The organism is Flavobacterium glycines (genome assembly GCF_900100165.1).
Taxonomy (GTDB): Bacteria; Bacteroidota; Bacteroidia; order Flavobacteriales; family Flavobacteriaceae; genus Flavobacterium; species Flavobacterium glycines.
Genome location: NZ_FNEO01000001.1, coordinates 202,331 through 217,353 on the forward strand (window position 1 = coordinate 202,331; position 15,023 = coordinate 217,353).

At 35.3% G+C, this 15,023-nt stretch carries 9 protein-coding genes and 1 tRNA gene; 4 read left to right on the forward strand and 6 right to left on the reverse strand.

All coding sequences use genetic code 11. From position 1 onward, the window contains the following. Nucleotides 1–180: 180 nt before the first annotated feature. The 3 genes from BLR17_RS00760 to BLR17_RS00770 all read right to left on the reverse strand — a co-directional run bounded on the left by BLR17_RS00760 (nucleotide 181) and on the right by BLR17_RS00770 (nucleotide 4,606). Entirely contained in the window at nucleotides 181–1,932 is a 1,752-nt protein-coding gene (locus tag BLR17_RS00760) for a prolyl oligopeptidase family serine peptidase (protein WP_074517103.1), read from the reverse strand. A gap of 120 nt (nucleotides 1,933–2,052) precedes the next feature. Further along, entirely contained in the window at nucleotides 2,053–3,384 is a 1,332-nt protein-coding gene (locus tag BLR17_RS00765; RefSeq protein ID WP_066328549.1) for a right-handed parallel beta-helix repeat-containing protein, read from the reverse strand. A 97-nt stretch (nucleotides 3,385–3,481) separates the two neighbouring features. Further along, nucleotides 3,482–4,606 (reverse strand): glycoside hydrolase family 88/105 protein, encoded by a 1,125-nt coding sequence (locus BLR17_RS00770; RefSeq protein ID WP_066328465.1) that lies wholly within the window; start codon nucleotides 4,604–4,606, stop codon nucleotides 3,482–3,484. 304 nt (nucleotides 4,607–4,910) lie between these two features. Between BLR17_RS00770 and BLR17_RS00775 the strand changes: the two genes are divergently transcribed. Further along, nucleotides 4,911–6,488, forward strand: a complete 1,578-nt coding sequence (locus tag BLR17_RS00775) for a glycoside hydrolase family 28 protein (protein ID WP_066328548.1) — start codon at nucleotides 4,911–4,913, stop codon at nucleotides 6,486–6,488. Nucleotides 6,489–6,574: 86 nt separating this feature from the next. On the opposite strand, the gene BLR17_RS00780 is transcribed toward BLR17_RS00775, so the two are convergent. Beyond that, on the reverse strand, nucleotides 6,575–9,313 hold the full coding sequence (locus BLR17_RS00780) for a glycosyl hydrolase (RefSeq protein ID WP_066328463.1): 2,739 nt from the start codon (nucleotides 9,311–9,313) through the stop codon (nucleotides 6,575–6,577). 279 nt (nucleotides 9,314–9,592) lie between these two features. After that, nucleotides 9,593–9,674 (reverse strand) — tRNA-Leu (locus tag BLR17_RS00785). Between the two features lie 114 nt (nucleotides 9,675–9,788). On the opposite strand from BLR17_RS00785, the gene BLR17_RS00790 reads away from it, so the two are divergent. The 3 genes from BLR17_RS00790 (at nucleotide 9,789) to BLR17_RS00800 (ending at nucleotide 13,264) form a co-directional block, all read left to right on the forward strand. Next, nucleotides 9,789–11,177, forward strand: a complete 1,389-nt coding sequence (locus tag BLR17_RS00790; RefSeq protein ID WP_066328461.1) for a dipeptidase — start codon at nucleotides 9,789–9,791, stop codon at nucleotides 11,175–11,177. 225 nt (nucleotides 11,178–11,402) lie between these two features. Further along, nucleotides 11,403–11,774, forward strand: coding sequence for a BlaI/MecI/CopY family transcriptional regulator (locus BLR17_RS00795; RefSeq protein WP_066328460.1), 372 nt, complete (start codon nucleotides 11,403–11,405; stop codon nucleotides 11,772–11,774). After that, complete coding sequence (locus BLR17_RS00800) at nucleotides 11,771–13,264, forward strand: M56 family metallopeptidase (protein WP_066328455.1); 1,494 nt, start codon at nucleotides 11,771–11,773, stop codon at nucleotides 13,262–13,264. The genes BLR17_RS00795 and BLR17_RS00800 overlap by 4 nt, the downstream gene beginning before the upstream one ends. A 67-nt stretch (nucleotides 13,265–13,331) precedes the next feature. Here the strand turns inward: BLR17_RS00800 and BLR17_RS00805 are convergent, their stop codons facing one another. After that, nucleotides 13,332–14,690 carry a saccharopine dehydrogenase family protein gene (locus BLR17_RS00805; RefSeq protein ID WP_066328453.1) on the reverse strand — a complete coding sequence of 453 codons (1,359 nt, stop codon included), beginning with the start codon at nucleotides 14,688–14,690 and terminating at the stop codon, nucleotides 13,332–13,334. Nucleotides 14,691–15,023: the final 333 nt, after the last annotated feature.

Sequence of the window (15,023 nt, forward strand, 5' to 3'; positions counted from 1 at the left end):
CCTACAAATGTAACAACAACACTTATAACTTCAGGTCGCAATTAATAACAAAAAGTTAACACCACTATCCTGCCGTAACCTGCAAAATTTGAAAATAAAAAAAAGCCTCAGCAAAACCATTGATTTCACTGAGGCTGAATAAGATAGACCTATATTAATTTAGCAAATATAGTTCCTAATCTATTCTTTCATAAGCTGTAAAAATATCGATTTTGGCACTTCAAAAACACTTCCATGACGAATTCCTGATGGAAAAATCATTTTTTCAGAAACATCTTCCCATCCTTTATCCGTTTGCTTTATAGCTCCATACTTATGATCACGGTATTTATCAAAATACACCATCCATTTTCCATCGATTTTGATAGCTGTTGGTCCTTCTGCCCAATAATTTCCTGTAATTGGATCAGATGCTTTGGAATATGGCCCTGTTAATTTATCACTATAAGCCACTTTTAGATTTTTTTGAGCAGGAAGCTTTGTCTCATCTTTTAAAAACATAACATAGCCTTTTTCATCTTTTAAAATTGAAGAATCGATCACATTAAAACCCGGGTCATAAAGCAACTTAGTAGGCGCATAGGTTTTAAAATCTTTAGTTGTAGTATAATAAATTCTGTGATTGTAGCCACTGTCTTCAGCCGATTGAGTTTCAGGAAATTTCCCCACTATGGTACTCGCCCAATAAATCATATATTCTTTATTCACCTCATCATAAGTAATTTCAGGAGCCCAGGTATTTCGGGTTTCATTTTCATGAGCCATCACAGGTAAAAATTCCTGTTTAGACCAATGAATCAAATCTTTAGAAGATGCATATCCAATGCCTTTATCAGTCCAGCTTACAGTCCAAACCATATGATACAATCCATCACCTCCTTTAATGATACAGGGATCACGCATCAGTTTGTCTTTCCCAACTTCTGGAGTCAAAAAAGAAGCATCTCTTTTTAAAGATTGCCATTTGTAACCATCTTCACTATAAGCCAAATGCAATCCATCTTCTCCATTTCCTTTAAAATAAGAGAAAAGATAAACGGATTTTTCAGCTAAAATTTTATTGGCGACCAACCAATGTTCACAAGCCGTTGGCCAATCTGTATTTGTTCCTTTATTACCCAATCCAAAACCATGTCCTCCATTTTGATACAAATGCATCTCAGCAGCAACTTTATTCTTTTTCAAAGCCAAATAATAATTAATACTATTTTCAACCGGAACCGCCTGATCATCGGTAGCATGAATTAAAAAAGTAGGTGGTGTATTTTCATTAACCGCATTCTGATTGGAATATTTAGCAATCAATTCGGCTGATGCCGTTTTTCCAAGAAGACTTTCTTTTGAGCCGTTATGCGTAATTCCTTTTTCCATAGAAATTACAGGATAAATCAGCATTGAAAAATCAGGTCGGGCACTAATTTCTCCCTGACCATCATACACCTTATCCAAATAATGAGTCGAAACAGTAGAAGCTAAATGTCCTCCGGCCGAGAATCCCATAATACCAATTTTATTAGCATCCAGATTCCATTTTTCAGCATTTTTACGTAAGGTTCGAATAGCCTCCTGTGCATCTTGTAAGGGTCCAATCGTTTTATCCTCCATAATTTCATCTGATGGTAAACGGTACTTAAGCACAAAAGCAGAAACTCCGATAGAATTAAACCATTTAGCCACCTCTATTCCTTCCCTATCAACTGACAAAAGAGCATATCCCCCACCAGGACAGATAATAACCGCCGGATTTTTAGCCTCCTTATTTTCCACCAAAAAAGGAATTAAAGTTGGCACAGAAACTTTCCTGACTCCTGTTCGATTTCCTTGCGTATCTAATCGAAGCGTTTCGGTATAATCTGCTTTTTTTATTGCTCCCGGAATTTTGTCCCAAAGTGAAAATGCTGCACTTTCCTGTGAAAAAACATTTGTACTCATACCTAGAAAAAGAATTACCCTTAAAAGTAGTGTTTTGTTAATTCTAACCATCTCTTTATATCTAATTTATTTAATTACAATCATTTTATCTACCTAAAAACAGGTCTAATTTAAACTTATTTATTCTTTCTCGAAACAGCCTAAATCAGGTGCTTTCCCTTTAAATGGAAAACCAATATTAACTCCGGCATCAATTAAATCACTTGCATGAGCCAATTTTAAAAAATCAGTATTAGGCAAACTACCATCAGCCTGTCTTGGAGCTATCAATAATTTTTCATCAAGACTTAAAAAATCAGCTTTGGTGACTGAAACTTTTAAATCAAAATAGTTATTTTTCAATACACAACGCGATTTATCAATATCGGTTAATTCTGCCGAAGTAGCCTCAAAACCTAAATTATTAACCATTTCGTGATTCCATCCTGGCCCATCAGTACCAAAATCTGTCGGGTTTAACGCCAGGCAATTCACCATATTATAATTTCTTTTATTTAAATATGCCGTGTTGTTGTACCAATAATTCCCTTCTAAATGATGATTCGCATAAAATCCGCTCTGTTTGTTTTTGACAGCCAGACAAAAACGAATGGTATTTCGCGGAATGGGCGTATAATTTCCCAGGATATCATTATAAGGTCTATTCCCTTTCCCATATCCTCCAGCCTTAAATCCATTTCCATCAGCACGACCTATAAATCCAGACGAATATCCATTGTAAAAAGCCCAACAATTCTCAATTACTACTGGCTCGGCATTACTAATCAAATCAAAACCATCATCGCTATTAAACCAGGCACGACAGCCTCTCAGAACATTATTAATACTTCCTTTTTGCAAATGACATCCAAAACCATCAGTATTTCCGCCTTTTCCACCTTCAGAAACCGAATCCCAGTTATTGTAAGCATCACAATTTAAAATCAGATTATTGGAACCACTTAACATATAAACGCCAATAGCCATATTGTCATGCATTTTTAATTGTTCCAATGTATTATTGCTACCGCGCACTTCAAAGCATTCCGATTGAGTATGTTTTTGTATCGTAACCTGAACTCCCACAACTTCGATACCTTTGATATGAATTTTATCGCCTTGAATCATAAAAGCAATAACACGACAATCCTTAGGCTTAATATTTTTATAATCAAAAACAGGAATTTCATTTTGATAAGCCAAATACGAAATTCCGCTTTTATCTAATTTAGTAACATAAGCCCAAATGCCTTTCTTTTGTGCAATTTGCTCTTCTTTCATGGTATAATGCCCACCTCTTATATAAACCACATCACCTGAACTGGCTAATTCCTGTGCTCTTTTTATAGTTTCAAGCGGTTTTGCCAAAGTTCCATCATTAGCATCGTTACCTTGTGGAGCAACATAAAATTCTTTAGCCGACAAAAGAAAGCTATTTAAAAAAATGAAGACGAGTAAAATTCTATATTTCATAATCATACGAATTAATAACATGGAGATTATTTTTCATTAAAAAGGGAAGCTTGTTCGACTTCCCTTTTAATCCTATTTTCAATTCAAGAAAACAGTTTTATTTCATTTTATAAATTTCAGATCCTGCCAACAAGAAACATCCCAATCCATAATCTTCAAAGTCAGGGATTTTATCATAAGTAAGCGGTTGCCCATCTTTTGGTTCTTTCCCTGTAGATTGTAAAAATCCTAAAAATCCATCTTTATGTAAACTCTCTGCAGTCAATGCTTTCCAGGCCTTTTCAACAACTGGTAAATACGTTTTTTTATCTAAAATTCCGCTGTTAATTCCATAAGCAATTCCATAAACAAACAACGAAGTTCCCGATGCTTCTTTCTCTCCAAAGTTAGTTGGATCATGTAAACTCACATTCCAGAAACCGTCGGCTCTTTGAATAGGCACTAAAGCCTTAGCCATAGCTTTTAAATCTTTCACATATTGCTCTCTATGCGGTGCATTTTCAGGGATAATAGTCAATACTTTTGCCAAAGCAGCAATTACCCAACCATTTCCACGGCTCCAGTAACAATCTTCTCCATTTGGCTCTTTGTAAGGAGGATCAAAATCAGCATCACGCCACCATAATCCGTCTTTTGGATTAAACAATCCGTGGTCACCATGTTGATTTCGAGAAAACATGTACATATCGTACATTTTCTCGAAGTAACGATTGTCTTTCTCTAAAACACCCATTTTTGCAAAAACAGGCATCCCCATCTGAATTGCGTCAATCCAAGACCAGTCGTTATTTTGTGGTGTATTTAGCAACATATTAATGTTAGCTTTTGTATTTTTTAATTTGTTGGCATCAGGAGCTAAATTATACAAGTCAATATAGGTTTGTGCTGCACAGTAATTATCGGCATTACGAGTCGTGTTTCCTCCATTAAATCCCCATTTATGGAATTCTGACCAATCGTAAGCATATTTATAATAAGCTTCTTTTGGATAAATTTCGTGCAAAGCCATTAATCCTTCATAATATACACCACGGGTCCAAATGTTACTTGGACGCTCTTTATTGGTAACAATCGTTTTACCTGTGTCCGGCCACTTGTCCATAAAATATTTATTAGCCAATTCCATTTGGGCCAACACCTGCTTTTTATCAAAAGCGCCTTGTGCGTTCAAAACAGAATTGGATAACAACACAGATGTAAAAATTAAAAGCAATTTTTTCATTATATCCTCTTTTTATATTAACAATAATTCTTCAGTTTATATCTAAAATAAAAACAATCTGGTAAAAATAGCGTTGAAAACACTACTTTCCATCCTGTTGCATCCTGCTAAATTAAAATTAATAATTAGTTTTTAAAGCCAAAGCACAACATTATTAAAAACTTTAATTAAATAGCCAACAACAAAACACCGCTGTAAATCAAATATTTGAACAATTAGCTAATAAAATAGTACTTTTACAATTCACAAACTAGCATGCTTTTTGTGGAACAAAAACCACATAAAAAGAGTCAAATTCAACAAAATGAAATTAAAAACGATAACAACAATTAGCTTAGCAATTCTAACATTATGGAGTTGTAAAACCAATAAAAATGTAAACCCAACACTCAAAGTTGCTATCCCTACTGCAAACGAAGTAGGAGTAAAAATGCTTCCTGACGAAATCAAAAAAGTAAAAGCTCCTTTTAAAACCATCCATTTTGTAAAACCTACATTCCCTTCTGAAAAAGTCACACTAACATTATCCGCAACCGAATTAAACACTACTGTAATTCAAAAAGCTATTGACGAATTAACAGTAAAAGGCGGCGGAACCATTGTTGTACCAAATGGAAAATGGATAACCGGAAGAATCCAACTAAAAAGCAACATTAATTTTCATTTGGAAAATGATGCTCAGTTAGTTTTTAGTGGCGAAATAAAAGATTTCCTTCCTGTGGTTTTTACCCGTATCGAAGGAATCGAAGTAATGTCATTAGGAGCCTGTATTTATGCTAATAGTGCCACAAACATTGCCATAACCGGAAACGGAAAATTAGTAGGCCCTCAAAAAGGTTCCATCCGTGATAACATTTTAACAAAAGATGTGATTGACAATGTTATTAATCCCAATACTCCTGTAGCCGAACGCATTGTTGACGGAAAGCAACAAAACTGGATTTTTCCTCCTATGTTTATTTCGCCTATCAATTGTAAAAAAGTGTACATCGAAGGAGTTTCATTAGAAAATTCGGCTTTTTGGAATATTGTTCCTATTTATTGCGACAATGTAATTATCCGCGGAATAACAGTGAATTCGGTAAACACGCAACGCGGAGATGGAATCGATATAGATTCCAGCAAAAATGTATTGATTGAATATTGTAATTTAAGCACCGGAGATGATTGTTTTACAATGAAAGCAGGAAGAGGTGAAGATGGCATCAGAGTTAACAAAGCTACCGAAAACGTTGTGGTTCGTTATTGTCTGGCTCTAAAAGGACATGGAGGAATTACCTGCGGTAGTGAAACTGCGGGAATGATTCGTAATCTTTACGTTCATGACTGTGTATTTAACGATTCAGGTGTTGGTATCCGATTCAAAACCCGAAGATCTCGCGGTGGTGGCGGAGAAAACCTAATTTACGAGCGCATCAGAATGAATCTTGACCAAACAGCCATTAAATGGGACATGCTGGGTTCTTCAGGCAGTGTAGGTGACCTTGCCGATCGTTTACCTGCCAGAGCTATCAATAAACTGACACCAAAATTCAGCAACATTAGCATCAAAGATATTATTATCGAAAACTGCACGACTTTCGTAAAAGTTTTAGGAATTCCTGAAACCCCGGTAACTAATTTAACTATTGAAAACGCTACTGTAAATTGCAGCGAATTATTTAATGCTCAGGATCTTCAAAATGCCACTTTCAAAAACATCGATATTACTGCGAAAGATGCTACTTTGTATTTCCTGGATGCGCGAAACATTGTTTTCGACCAAATCAATTTCAAAACAAAAACCGCTCCGCAACTGGACGTTAAAGGCGACTTATCTAATTCCATTATTGTTCGTTCGAGCAAAAACATGAAAGACACAAAATGGTTTAAAAAAGACTAATATTTTATAAAAGAAAAACTTCCTAAGCGACTCCATTCACAAGAGTACTTAGGAAGTTTTTTATTGTAAAAAAATCAAAAGATTACTTAATTCTTTTCGTTCTTTAACGGTGTAATCGTAACCGGACCTTTTAATCCCGAAGGCATCGGGGCCCATTTTGTAGCATCAAATTTATTATAATCTTTATCTACCATATTGATTTCATAGAATATTTTCCATTCTTTTCCGTGCATTTCCATATCACGGACTCTGTTAGCCGAAAGATTCGTCACCTGAATTTTCAATTCGTTCTTTCTTCTTTTCAATTTCCCTAATTCAATTGAAAAAGGCACTGACCACGCCGGACCAATATATTTTCCATTCAACCATATTTTAGCACTTTCTCTCACATCACCTAAATTTAGTTGCCAGTTTTTAGCAGCTACTTTTGGCTTATCAAATTGCAAAGTATAAGTTGCCGTTCCCGAAAAAACTTCGGCTTCCGGACTAATTTTAGTCCAGGAATCTAACTTACTTACTTTTGCCGGAGCCGGTAAAGTAGGCCCTCCTTTTTCAAAAGTTAAATTCCACTCTCCTGTTAAAGCAATTGGTTCCAATTGTGCTTTATAATAGTTCCAAGGTTTTTCAGAAGCGGTATTTTCTGTCTTAAGAAATAACGATTTCCCGGACTCAATTTTCACTTTAACCATTGTAATAGCTTCCTGTTTTTGAACAATCGCATTCCCCGTTTTTCTGGTCAACGGATCTAAAACCAACACTTCTTTATTGGCTACAGTCAAAGGAATAAAACCTTCAATAGTTTTAGCAGTATGATTTACCAAATAGTAAATTTTCTCTCCGTTTAGATCCCTCTTAATGAATTTCAAACCTGTATTTACTAATGTTTCCGGCATTTCATTAGCTTCCGCTAAAGCTTTAAACACATCACTTACCGGCTCAACCATCATTTTATTAGACGCAATTAAGTTGGCTAATTTTTGGTTTTGAGCTTCATAATCATTTAATCCCGGAACCGATTTTGGTAAACCTTCAAAAATCACTTTAGCACCTGCTTTCTTCAAAGCAATTAATTTTTCTAAAGTAGCCAAAGGCATTTTATCACAATTAGGAACCACTAAGGTTTTATAGCTGTTCCCCGGCAAAACAATCAAACCGTCCTTAACAGTAGCCTGAGCAATAAAGCTGTCGGAAATAAAATCCAAACCATAGCCTTTTTCCATCAGCTTTTCTGTTGTTTCATAAAACGGCGTTCCGTGTAACCATTCTTTTAGGGAATGAATTTTAAACTGGAAAAATAAATTCCCCTCTAAACTTTTCCCCCAGGTATCATAAATTGGATAATACAACAATGTTCCATTATCCGGTTTTCCGGCTTGTAATAAAGATTGACAATTAGCTATATAAGAGAATAAGCCCGGAGCATCTTCCCAAATCGAATTATTCGCATTAAAATTTACCGAAGCATAGAATTTCCATCCTGGCCATTCGGCTTTTTTAGGAGAATAAGTTGAACCGTGTAGAAAAATATGATTGATTCCGTTCAATAACAAATCTTCTGCTTCCGGTTTGCATTGCGACAAGGCCGTTTTAAAGTGATCTCGCAACCAGGTAAAAGTTTCTGATGAAGTCAACGGCTTTCCTGAAATATGAGCCGCCGAAGAAGAGAATTTCAACATCACCGGATCAGCATCACCATCTCGAATATCCTCTATTTCACGTCTAAATCCCGGGATATCATAAGGCATGGAGCCAAAAGTTTCGCACTCAGGAATATCCGCCGAAGCATACAAATCAATCAGATTCCCAGGCGAACCATGAGCCTGTAACTTGGTTTTAAAATTTTTAGCATTCGCCCATTTGGTCCAAGGAACGTCAAATTTATTCAACAATAAATCAGAAATTGTTTCTCTGTAATCGCTTTTTACTCTGTTACCAATCTCAGAATCTTCTTTACTCAACAACTGTGGCAGGTATTTTTTCAAATCATAACCACGGCGTTTCTCAAATTCCTGCAAAAATAAAGGGGTAAAATCGGTACCATACACTTCAAAACTATCATTAAAAATAGCTCGTAACTTTCCTTCAAATCCCGTCAAGGCTTTATCAAAAGGAACCACATAAGCATTAAGTGCTTCCTCTGAATAATGGTCTAAAGTATAACCTTTCCCTCCCGGTGCCGCACGTTTTACCTGCTGCCCTGTTTTTCCGGCAAAAACAGCATACAAAGTGTAAGATGTATTTAAAGCTTTCCAATTCAGCATATTTCCATTTAACTGTTTTGTTAGGTCAACATAAGAACCATCAGCTCCATAAGCAGCAACAGCTAATAATTGTGCCGGTATTTTCTCTTTTTCAGGATTGGCTATTATTTCTTTATTAAAAACTTCGTCTTTTTTAACTTCATATTTTTCCACAACCAATTTAGTTGCAGCATAAGGAAGTGTCACCTGCGGACCTCCATAAGGCCAGCCTGTACCGAGAACCATATCTACCTGTAATCCTAAACTATCGGCTGTTTTAATCGTATAGTTTAACATATCCATGTACTTAGGCGACAGATAATCAATAAAATTATTCTCTTCTCCTTTTACACCATAAATAGGTGTAATTTCTACTCCTCCAATACCCACTTTTTGAAAATCAATCAAACTGGATTTTAAATTCGGTTTGTCTACCGCATTTCCCATCCACCACCATCTTGCCCATGGTTTATTTACATTTTTGATTTCCGGCCAGGGAGAACTAACCTGCTTTGATTGTGCAGTAGTATTTAAAGAAAATAGAACTCCGATAAAAAACGGAAAATAATGACTTTTAATCTTCATTGATTAATTTGTTAAATGATATAATTCTAAAATTTATTTGGAAATAAATTACAGCAATTCGTTTTAAACTTAGTTTAGCTTATAAAATTATTAAACAAGACTGTCTCAAGTATCCTGCCCCATCCTGTTAACAATTATCTCATCGCTTGCTTACGAGATGTATTTACTAAGCACAAACCAAGAAATTATTAGCAACCAAAAGAGACAAAACGGTCAAAATCAACCTAAAACCTGAAATATAAAGATATAAAAAAAGCCTCTCGATTGAGAGGCTTTCTGTGCGGATAATAGGACTCGAACCTACACGCCTTGCGGCACCAGATCCTAAGTCTGGCACGTCTACCAATTTCGCCATATCCGCGCGCTATTGTGGGTGCAAATATAAGGATACTTTCCAATATTCAAAGCAAAAAATTAAAAAAAATTATTATTCTGTTTTTTGTATTTTTGAAAGTATCAAAACACTTCCAAATCGATGAAAGACATTAAAAACTATATACAACAAAACAAAGACCGCTTTATCAACGAATTAGTCGAATTGCTCAAAATCCCATCGGTAAGTGCCGACTCGGCTTACTCTCAGGATGTCATTGATACCTCAGAAGCCGTAAAACAAAGCCTTACAAAAGCCGGCTGTGACAAAGTCGAAATATGTGAAACCGACGGCTACCCTATTGTATATGGAGAAAAAATAATTGATCCCAATTCACCAACAGTCTTAGTCTATGGCCATTACGATGTGCAACCACCCGATCCAATGGAACTTTGGACTTCGCCTCCATTTGAACCCGTTATTAAAAAAACCGACATTCATCCTGAAGGAGCCATTTTTGCCCGTGGCGCCTGTGATGATAAAGGCCAAATGTTCATGCATGTCAAGGCTGTAGAATACATGATTTCTAATAATTGTCTGCCTTGCAATGTGAAATTCATGATTGAAGGCGAGGAAGAAGTAGGCAGCGTGAACCTGAAAAACTTTGTCGAAAACAACGCAGCAAAACTTAAAAACGATGTTATCCTGATTTCCGATACCGGAATGATTTCTAACCAACAGCCTTCTATCACCACTGGTTTGCGTGGTTTAAGTTATGTTGAAGTGGAAGTCAAAGGTCCAAACCGAGATTTGCATTCAGGATTGTATGGTGGCGCAGTTGCCAATCCTATCAATATTTTGAGCAAAATGATTGCTTCCTTACACGACGAAAACAACCGCATCACTATTCCGGGATTTTATGATAAAGTAGAAGAATTATCTCTGGAAGAAAGAACTGAAATGGCCAAAGCCCCTTTTGATATTGAAGATTATAAAAAAGCACTGGATTTAAAAGATGTTTATGGCGAAGCAGGCTATGTGACCAATGAAAGAAACGCCATCCGCCCTACGCTGGACGTCAACGGAATCTGGGGAGGTTACACCGGTGAGGGCGCTAAAACTGTAATTCCATCTAAGGCTTTCGCCAAAATTTCGATGCGACTGGTTCCGAATCAGGACTGGGAAGAAATCACCGAATTGTTCACTAAGCATTTTACCAATATTGCTCCCGCAGCAGTTACCGTAAAAGTAACTCCGCATCACGGTGGTCAGGGTTATGTTACGCCAATTGACAGCATTGGTTACAAAGCCGCCAATATGGCTTACACCGAAACCTTTGGAATCCCTGCAATTCCCGTTCGCTCCGGCGGAAGTATTCCTATTGTTTCTTTATTCGAAAAAGAATTAAAAAGCAAAACCATCCTGATGGGATTTGGTCTCGACAGCGACGCCATTCATTCGCCAAATGAACATTTTGGGATTTTTAATTACCTAAAAGGAATAGAAACCATTCCTTTATTTTATAAGTATTTTGTAGAACTTTCGAAGTGATTTAACCGCAGAGTCAGCTAAGCTTTTCGCAAAGTTCTCTAAGCTAAAAGAAACAAAATCCGTTTATCTTTTTTTAAGACTAAACGGATTTTTTTGTTAAAAAACTTCCTGAAAACAAAATAATTATAAACCTAAAGATCTAAAAATCAAATTAATTATAAAAAAACTTGCTCATTTAAAAAATTAACTCTACGTTTGTAGAGTTAATTCTAAAAACATAGAGCTATGTCGTTATCCAATTCAGAAGAACAATTAATGGAACACCTTTGGCAACTGGAAAAAGCCTTCATGAAAGACTTACTGGAAGCCCATCCGGAACCAAAACCAAAGACAACCACAGTGGCTACTTTATTAAAAAGAATGATTGATAAAAAATTTGTAGCTTATACTGAATTTGGGAATTCGAGACAATATTATCCATTGGTAAAAAAATCAGATTATTTCTCCAAACATGTCAATGGATTGATTAGTAATTTCTTTAATAACTCGGCATCACAATTTGCTTCTTTCTTTACCAAAGAAACTAATTTATCAGAAATGGAACTGGAAGAATTAAAAAAAATCATCGACGTTGAACTTCAAAAAAAGAAAAAATGACCGACTTTCTAATCAAATCAACCCTTTCCTTAGCTGTCTTATTAGCAGTGTATTTTTTTATCTTGGAAAAAGAAAAAATGCATCAGTTCAACCGGTTTTACTTGTTGTTTAGTTTGCTGTTTTCATTCGTTATTCCTTTTATAACTATCGAAATTATTCAGGAAATACCTCATCAAGAAACTACTCCTAGTATTATTCCAATGACAGGAGGAACTAGCATGCCTATTATAGAAAATTCGATTAATTATTGGGTCATTGCCACTTGGGGTTTATATGGACTAATCACTTTAGCATTATTGATTCGGTTTGTAGTAAACATTTGGAAATTGAACGCTAGAACCAAATCCAATTCTATAATTAATTATAAAAATGCAAAACTGGTTTTATTACAAGAAAAAACACTTCCCTATACCTTCTTGAACTACATTTTTATCAATGAAACAGATTATCATAATCGAAAAATTGAAGCCGAATTATACACGCACGAACTAATTCATGTTAGCCAAAAACACACCTTAGATATTCTATTGATCGAAACACTGAAAGTGATTTTTTGGTTCAATCCCATTTTTATTTTATACAAAAAAGCAATCCAACTCAACCACGAATTTCTCGCCGATGAGAAAGTCGTGAAATCGCATAACAATGTTCTGTTTTACCAAAATTTACTTTTATCCAAGGCAAATGCGAACCCAACCTATTACTTGGCCAGTAATTTGAATTATTCAGTAACCAAAAAAAGATTAATTATGATGACTAAAACCACCTCAAAAAGTATTTCATTTTTGAAACAAATAGCTCTAATTCCTTTATTTACAGGAATTACTTTTTTTCTGTGCATTGAAACTATAGCACAAAACAAAACAACTACAGCAACAGCCCAAAAAAAACAAAATTCAGAAATTATAAAAGATCAAAACAGAGACCGTTATTATGCTGGCGTAAGAGTAATAGTCAAAGACTACACAAGAAATATTATGATTAACAAAGTTTATGAAAAACTAAGCATAGAAGAAAAAAGAAGGTATCTTGGACCGCCATACCCTATAAAACAACAATTATTACCTTCAACAAATTTTGAATCCTACAAAGATCCAAATAAATACGCTATTTGGATTGACGGAATACATGTACCAAATAATAAACTTAAAAATTACAAATCATCTGATTTTGCTCACTATAGCTCCTCTTATGTTTATAAAAACGCCAGAAGTAAAAGATTTCCTCAAAACTATCAATGCTCATTATACACCAAAAAATATTTTGAAGAAAACCTAAAAAACAGTCATTTAAAATTCAAAAACAAAAGCATAACTATAATTTTTAAAAAGCCTGAAAAATTATCTACTCAAGATTCTATAAAACTACAAAAAGCAATCCAGGAAAATTTACTTGATGTAAAAAAAGATTTGCTTCAAAACCAGAATAAGTCAAAACTTAATACCACCCTGAAAAAACAAAAAAACACTATCATTCAAACACAAAAATAGAAAGTAAAAAGTACAATCCCTGAAAATTAAATTTTCAGGGATTGTTTAATTATATACAAAAATAAAACTACATATCCTTATACCCCAAATACGGCATAGGTTTTTCTTTGAAATGAATACCATATTGTTCCAATTCCTTCAATACAGGTATATAGACTTCTTTGTGAATAGGAATTTGAACGCCTGTAGTTTTTATTTTTCCGTTCAGGATTAACAAAGTAGCCATTGCAACTGGTAAGCCAACCGTTTTAGCCATTGCTGTATAGGTTTGATCCTGTCCTATACAAACCATTTGGGAATCCATTTGGACTTTTTTGCCGTTGAGTTCGTAGCCAAATTTATGGTACATCACAATCATATCTTTGTCATCGGGCTCAAGTGTCCAACTATCGCTGAGAATTTTTTCTAAAATATGGGCCGGAGTGGCATCTTTCAATCCTACGATTTTGTTATCATTGAATAAATCCAATTCCAATAATTTGTCCCACATAATATCATCCTGATCGATTTTGAGCAGTAAACGGGTTTTAATTTCCACCGAATCCGTGGGATGATAAGGCAAAAAGGAATTCATAAACTGTCGATAACTCATATTTTCGGAATCTTCCATAACATAAGAATCATCAGTCATACCCAGTTGCACAAACATATTCCAAGCTTTAGAAAAACCCACTCTTCGAATCGTACCACGATAGAGCGTGAGAATATCTTCCAGTCCATAAATGCTTCGGTATTTTAAAGAATCCCTATTAGAATAAGCTTCAAATTTGCCATAACCTTCTACTTCAAGAAATTCGGTACGGCGAAACAAACTGGTATACGGAATGTATTTATAAGTTCCTTCCTGAATAAATTTGGCCACACCGCCCTGACCCGCCAAAACCACATTTCGCGGCGCCCAGGTAAATTTGTAATTCCAAAGATTAGTATCCGATTCGGGAGCAACAAGTCCGCCACAAAAAGACTCAAACAACAACATTTTTCCGCCTTTCTCCCTGATTTCGTCAATCACTTTCATTGCACTCATGTGGTCGATACCGGGATCCAATCCCACTTCGTTCATGAAAATCAAATTGTTCTTTTTAACCTCAACATCAAGCGCCTGCATTGCATCGCTTATGTAAGAAGCAGTGACTAGGTTTTTCTTAAACAAAAGACAATCTTTGGCAATTTCTATATGCAAATGGGCAGGCAACATCGAAATGACGATAGCTGCTTTTTCAATGACTGCTCTTCGCTCCTTTTCATTAAAAATATCCAGGGCAATTGCAGTAGCATTAGGATGATTATTGGTTTTCTTTTGTGCCAGTTCTAAGGATAAATCGGCAATTACAAGATGCAGTTGTTCTTCCTCAGATTTATTCAAAAGATACTGTATCAGCGAAGAAGCTGACCGACCTGCACCAATAATTAAAACGGCTCTCATGACTTGAAAATATAACTCAAAAATAGGGAAATGTTTGCGCTATCACAAATGAGAATGATTAATTAACCATCTAATAAAAATAACCGCAGATTCGCAGATTTTTTTTAACCCCTTAATTTTTAAATTCTAAGCAAACTCATTTTTACTAATTTCGCTGAAAACAGTTTGTTAACAATTACAATCTTTATTAAAATCTGCGAATCTGCGGTAAAAAATCAATCTTCTTTTCGAATAAAAATTCACAAAACTTTAGCACAATAACCGCTAAACTATCCCCTGAAAAACTTTCGGTTTCCTTTGATTTCGAATACTTTTGTGTAAAACCTAAACAGA

Excerpts from the sequence above, each read along its gene's own strand:
- BLR17_RS00805 (WP_066328453.1), bottom strand. The coding sequence starts at position 14,690 with ATGAGAGCCGTTTTAATTATTGGTGCAGGTCGGTCAGCTTCTTCGCTG.
- BLR17_RS00775 (WP_066328548.1), top strand. The coding sequence starts at position 4,911 with ATGAAATTAAAAACGATAACAACAATTAGCTTAGCAATTCTAACATTA.
- BLR17_RS00795 (WP_066328460.1), top strand. The coding sequence starts at position 11,403 with ATGTCGTTATCCAATTCAGAAGAACAATTAATGGAACACCTTTGGCAA.
- BLR17_RS00770 (WP_066328465.1), bottom strand. The coding sequence starts at position 4,606 with ATGAAAAAATTGCTTTTAATTTTTACATCTGTGTTGTTATCCAATTCT.
- BLR17_RS00780 (WP_066328463.1), bottom strand. The coding sequence starts at position 9,313 with ATGAAGATTAAAAGTCATTATTTTCCGTTTTTTATCGGAGTTCTATTT.
- BLR17_RS00765 (WP_066328549.1), bottom strand. The coding sequence starts at position 3,384 with ATGAAATATAGAATTTTACTCGTCTTCATTTTTTTAAATAGCTTTCTT.
- BLR17_RS00800 (WP_066328455.1), top strand. The coding sequence starts at position 11,771 with ATGACCGACTTTCTAATCAAATCAACCCTTTCCTTAGCTGTCTTATTA.
- BLR17_RS00790 (WP_066328461.1), top strand. The coding sequence starts at position 9,789 with ATGAAAGACATTAAAAACTATATACAACAAAACAAAGACCGCTTTATC.
- BLR17_RS00760 (WP_074517103.1), bottom strand. The coding sequence starts at position 1,932 with ATGAGTACAAATGTTTTTTCACAGGAAAGTGCAGCATTTTCACTTTGG.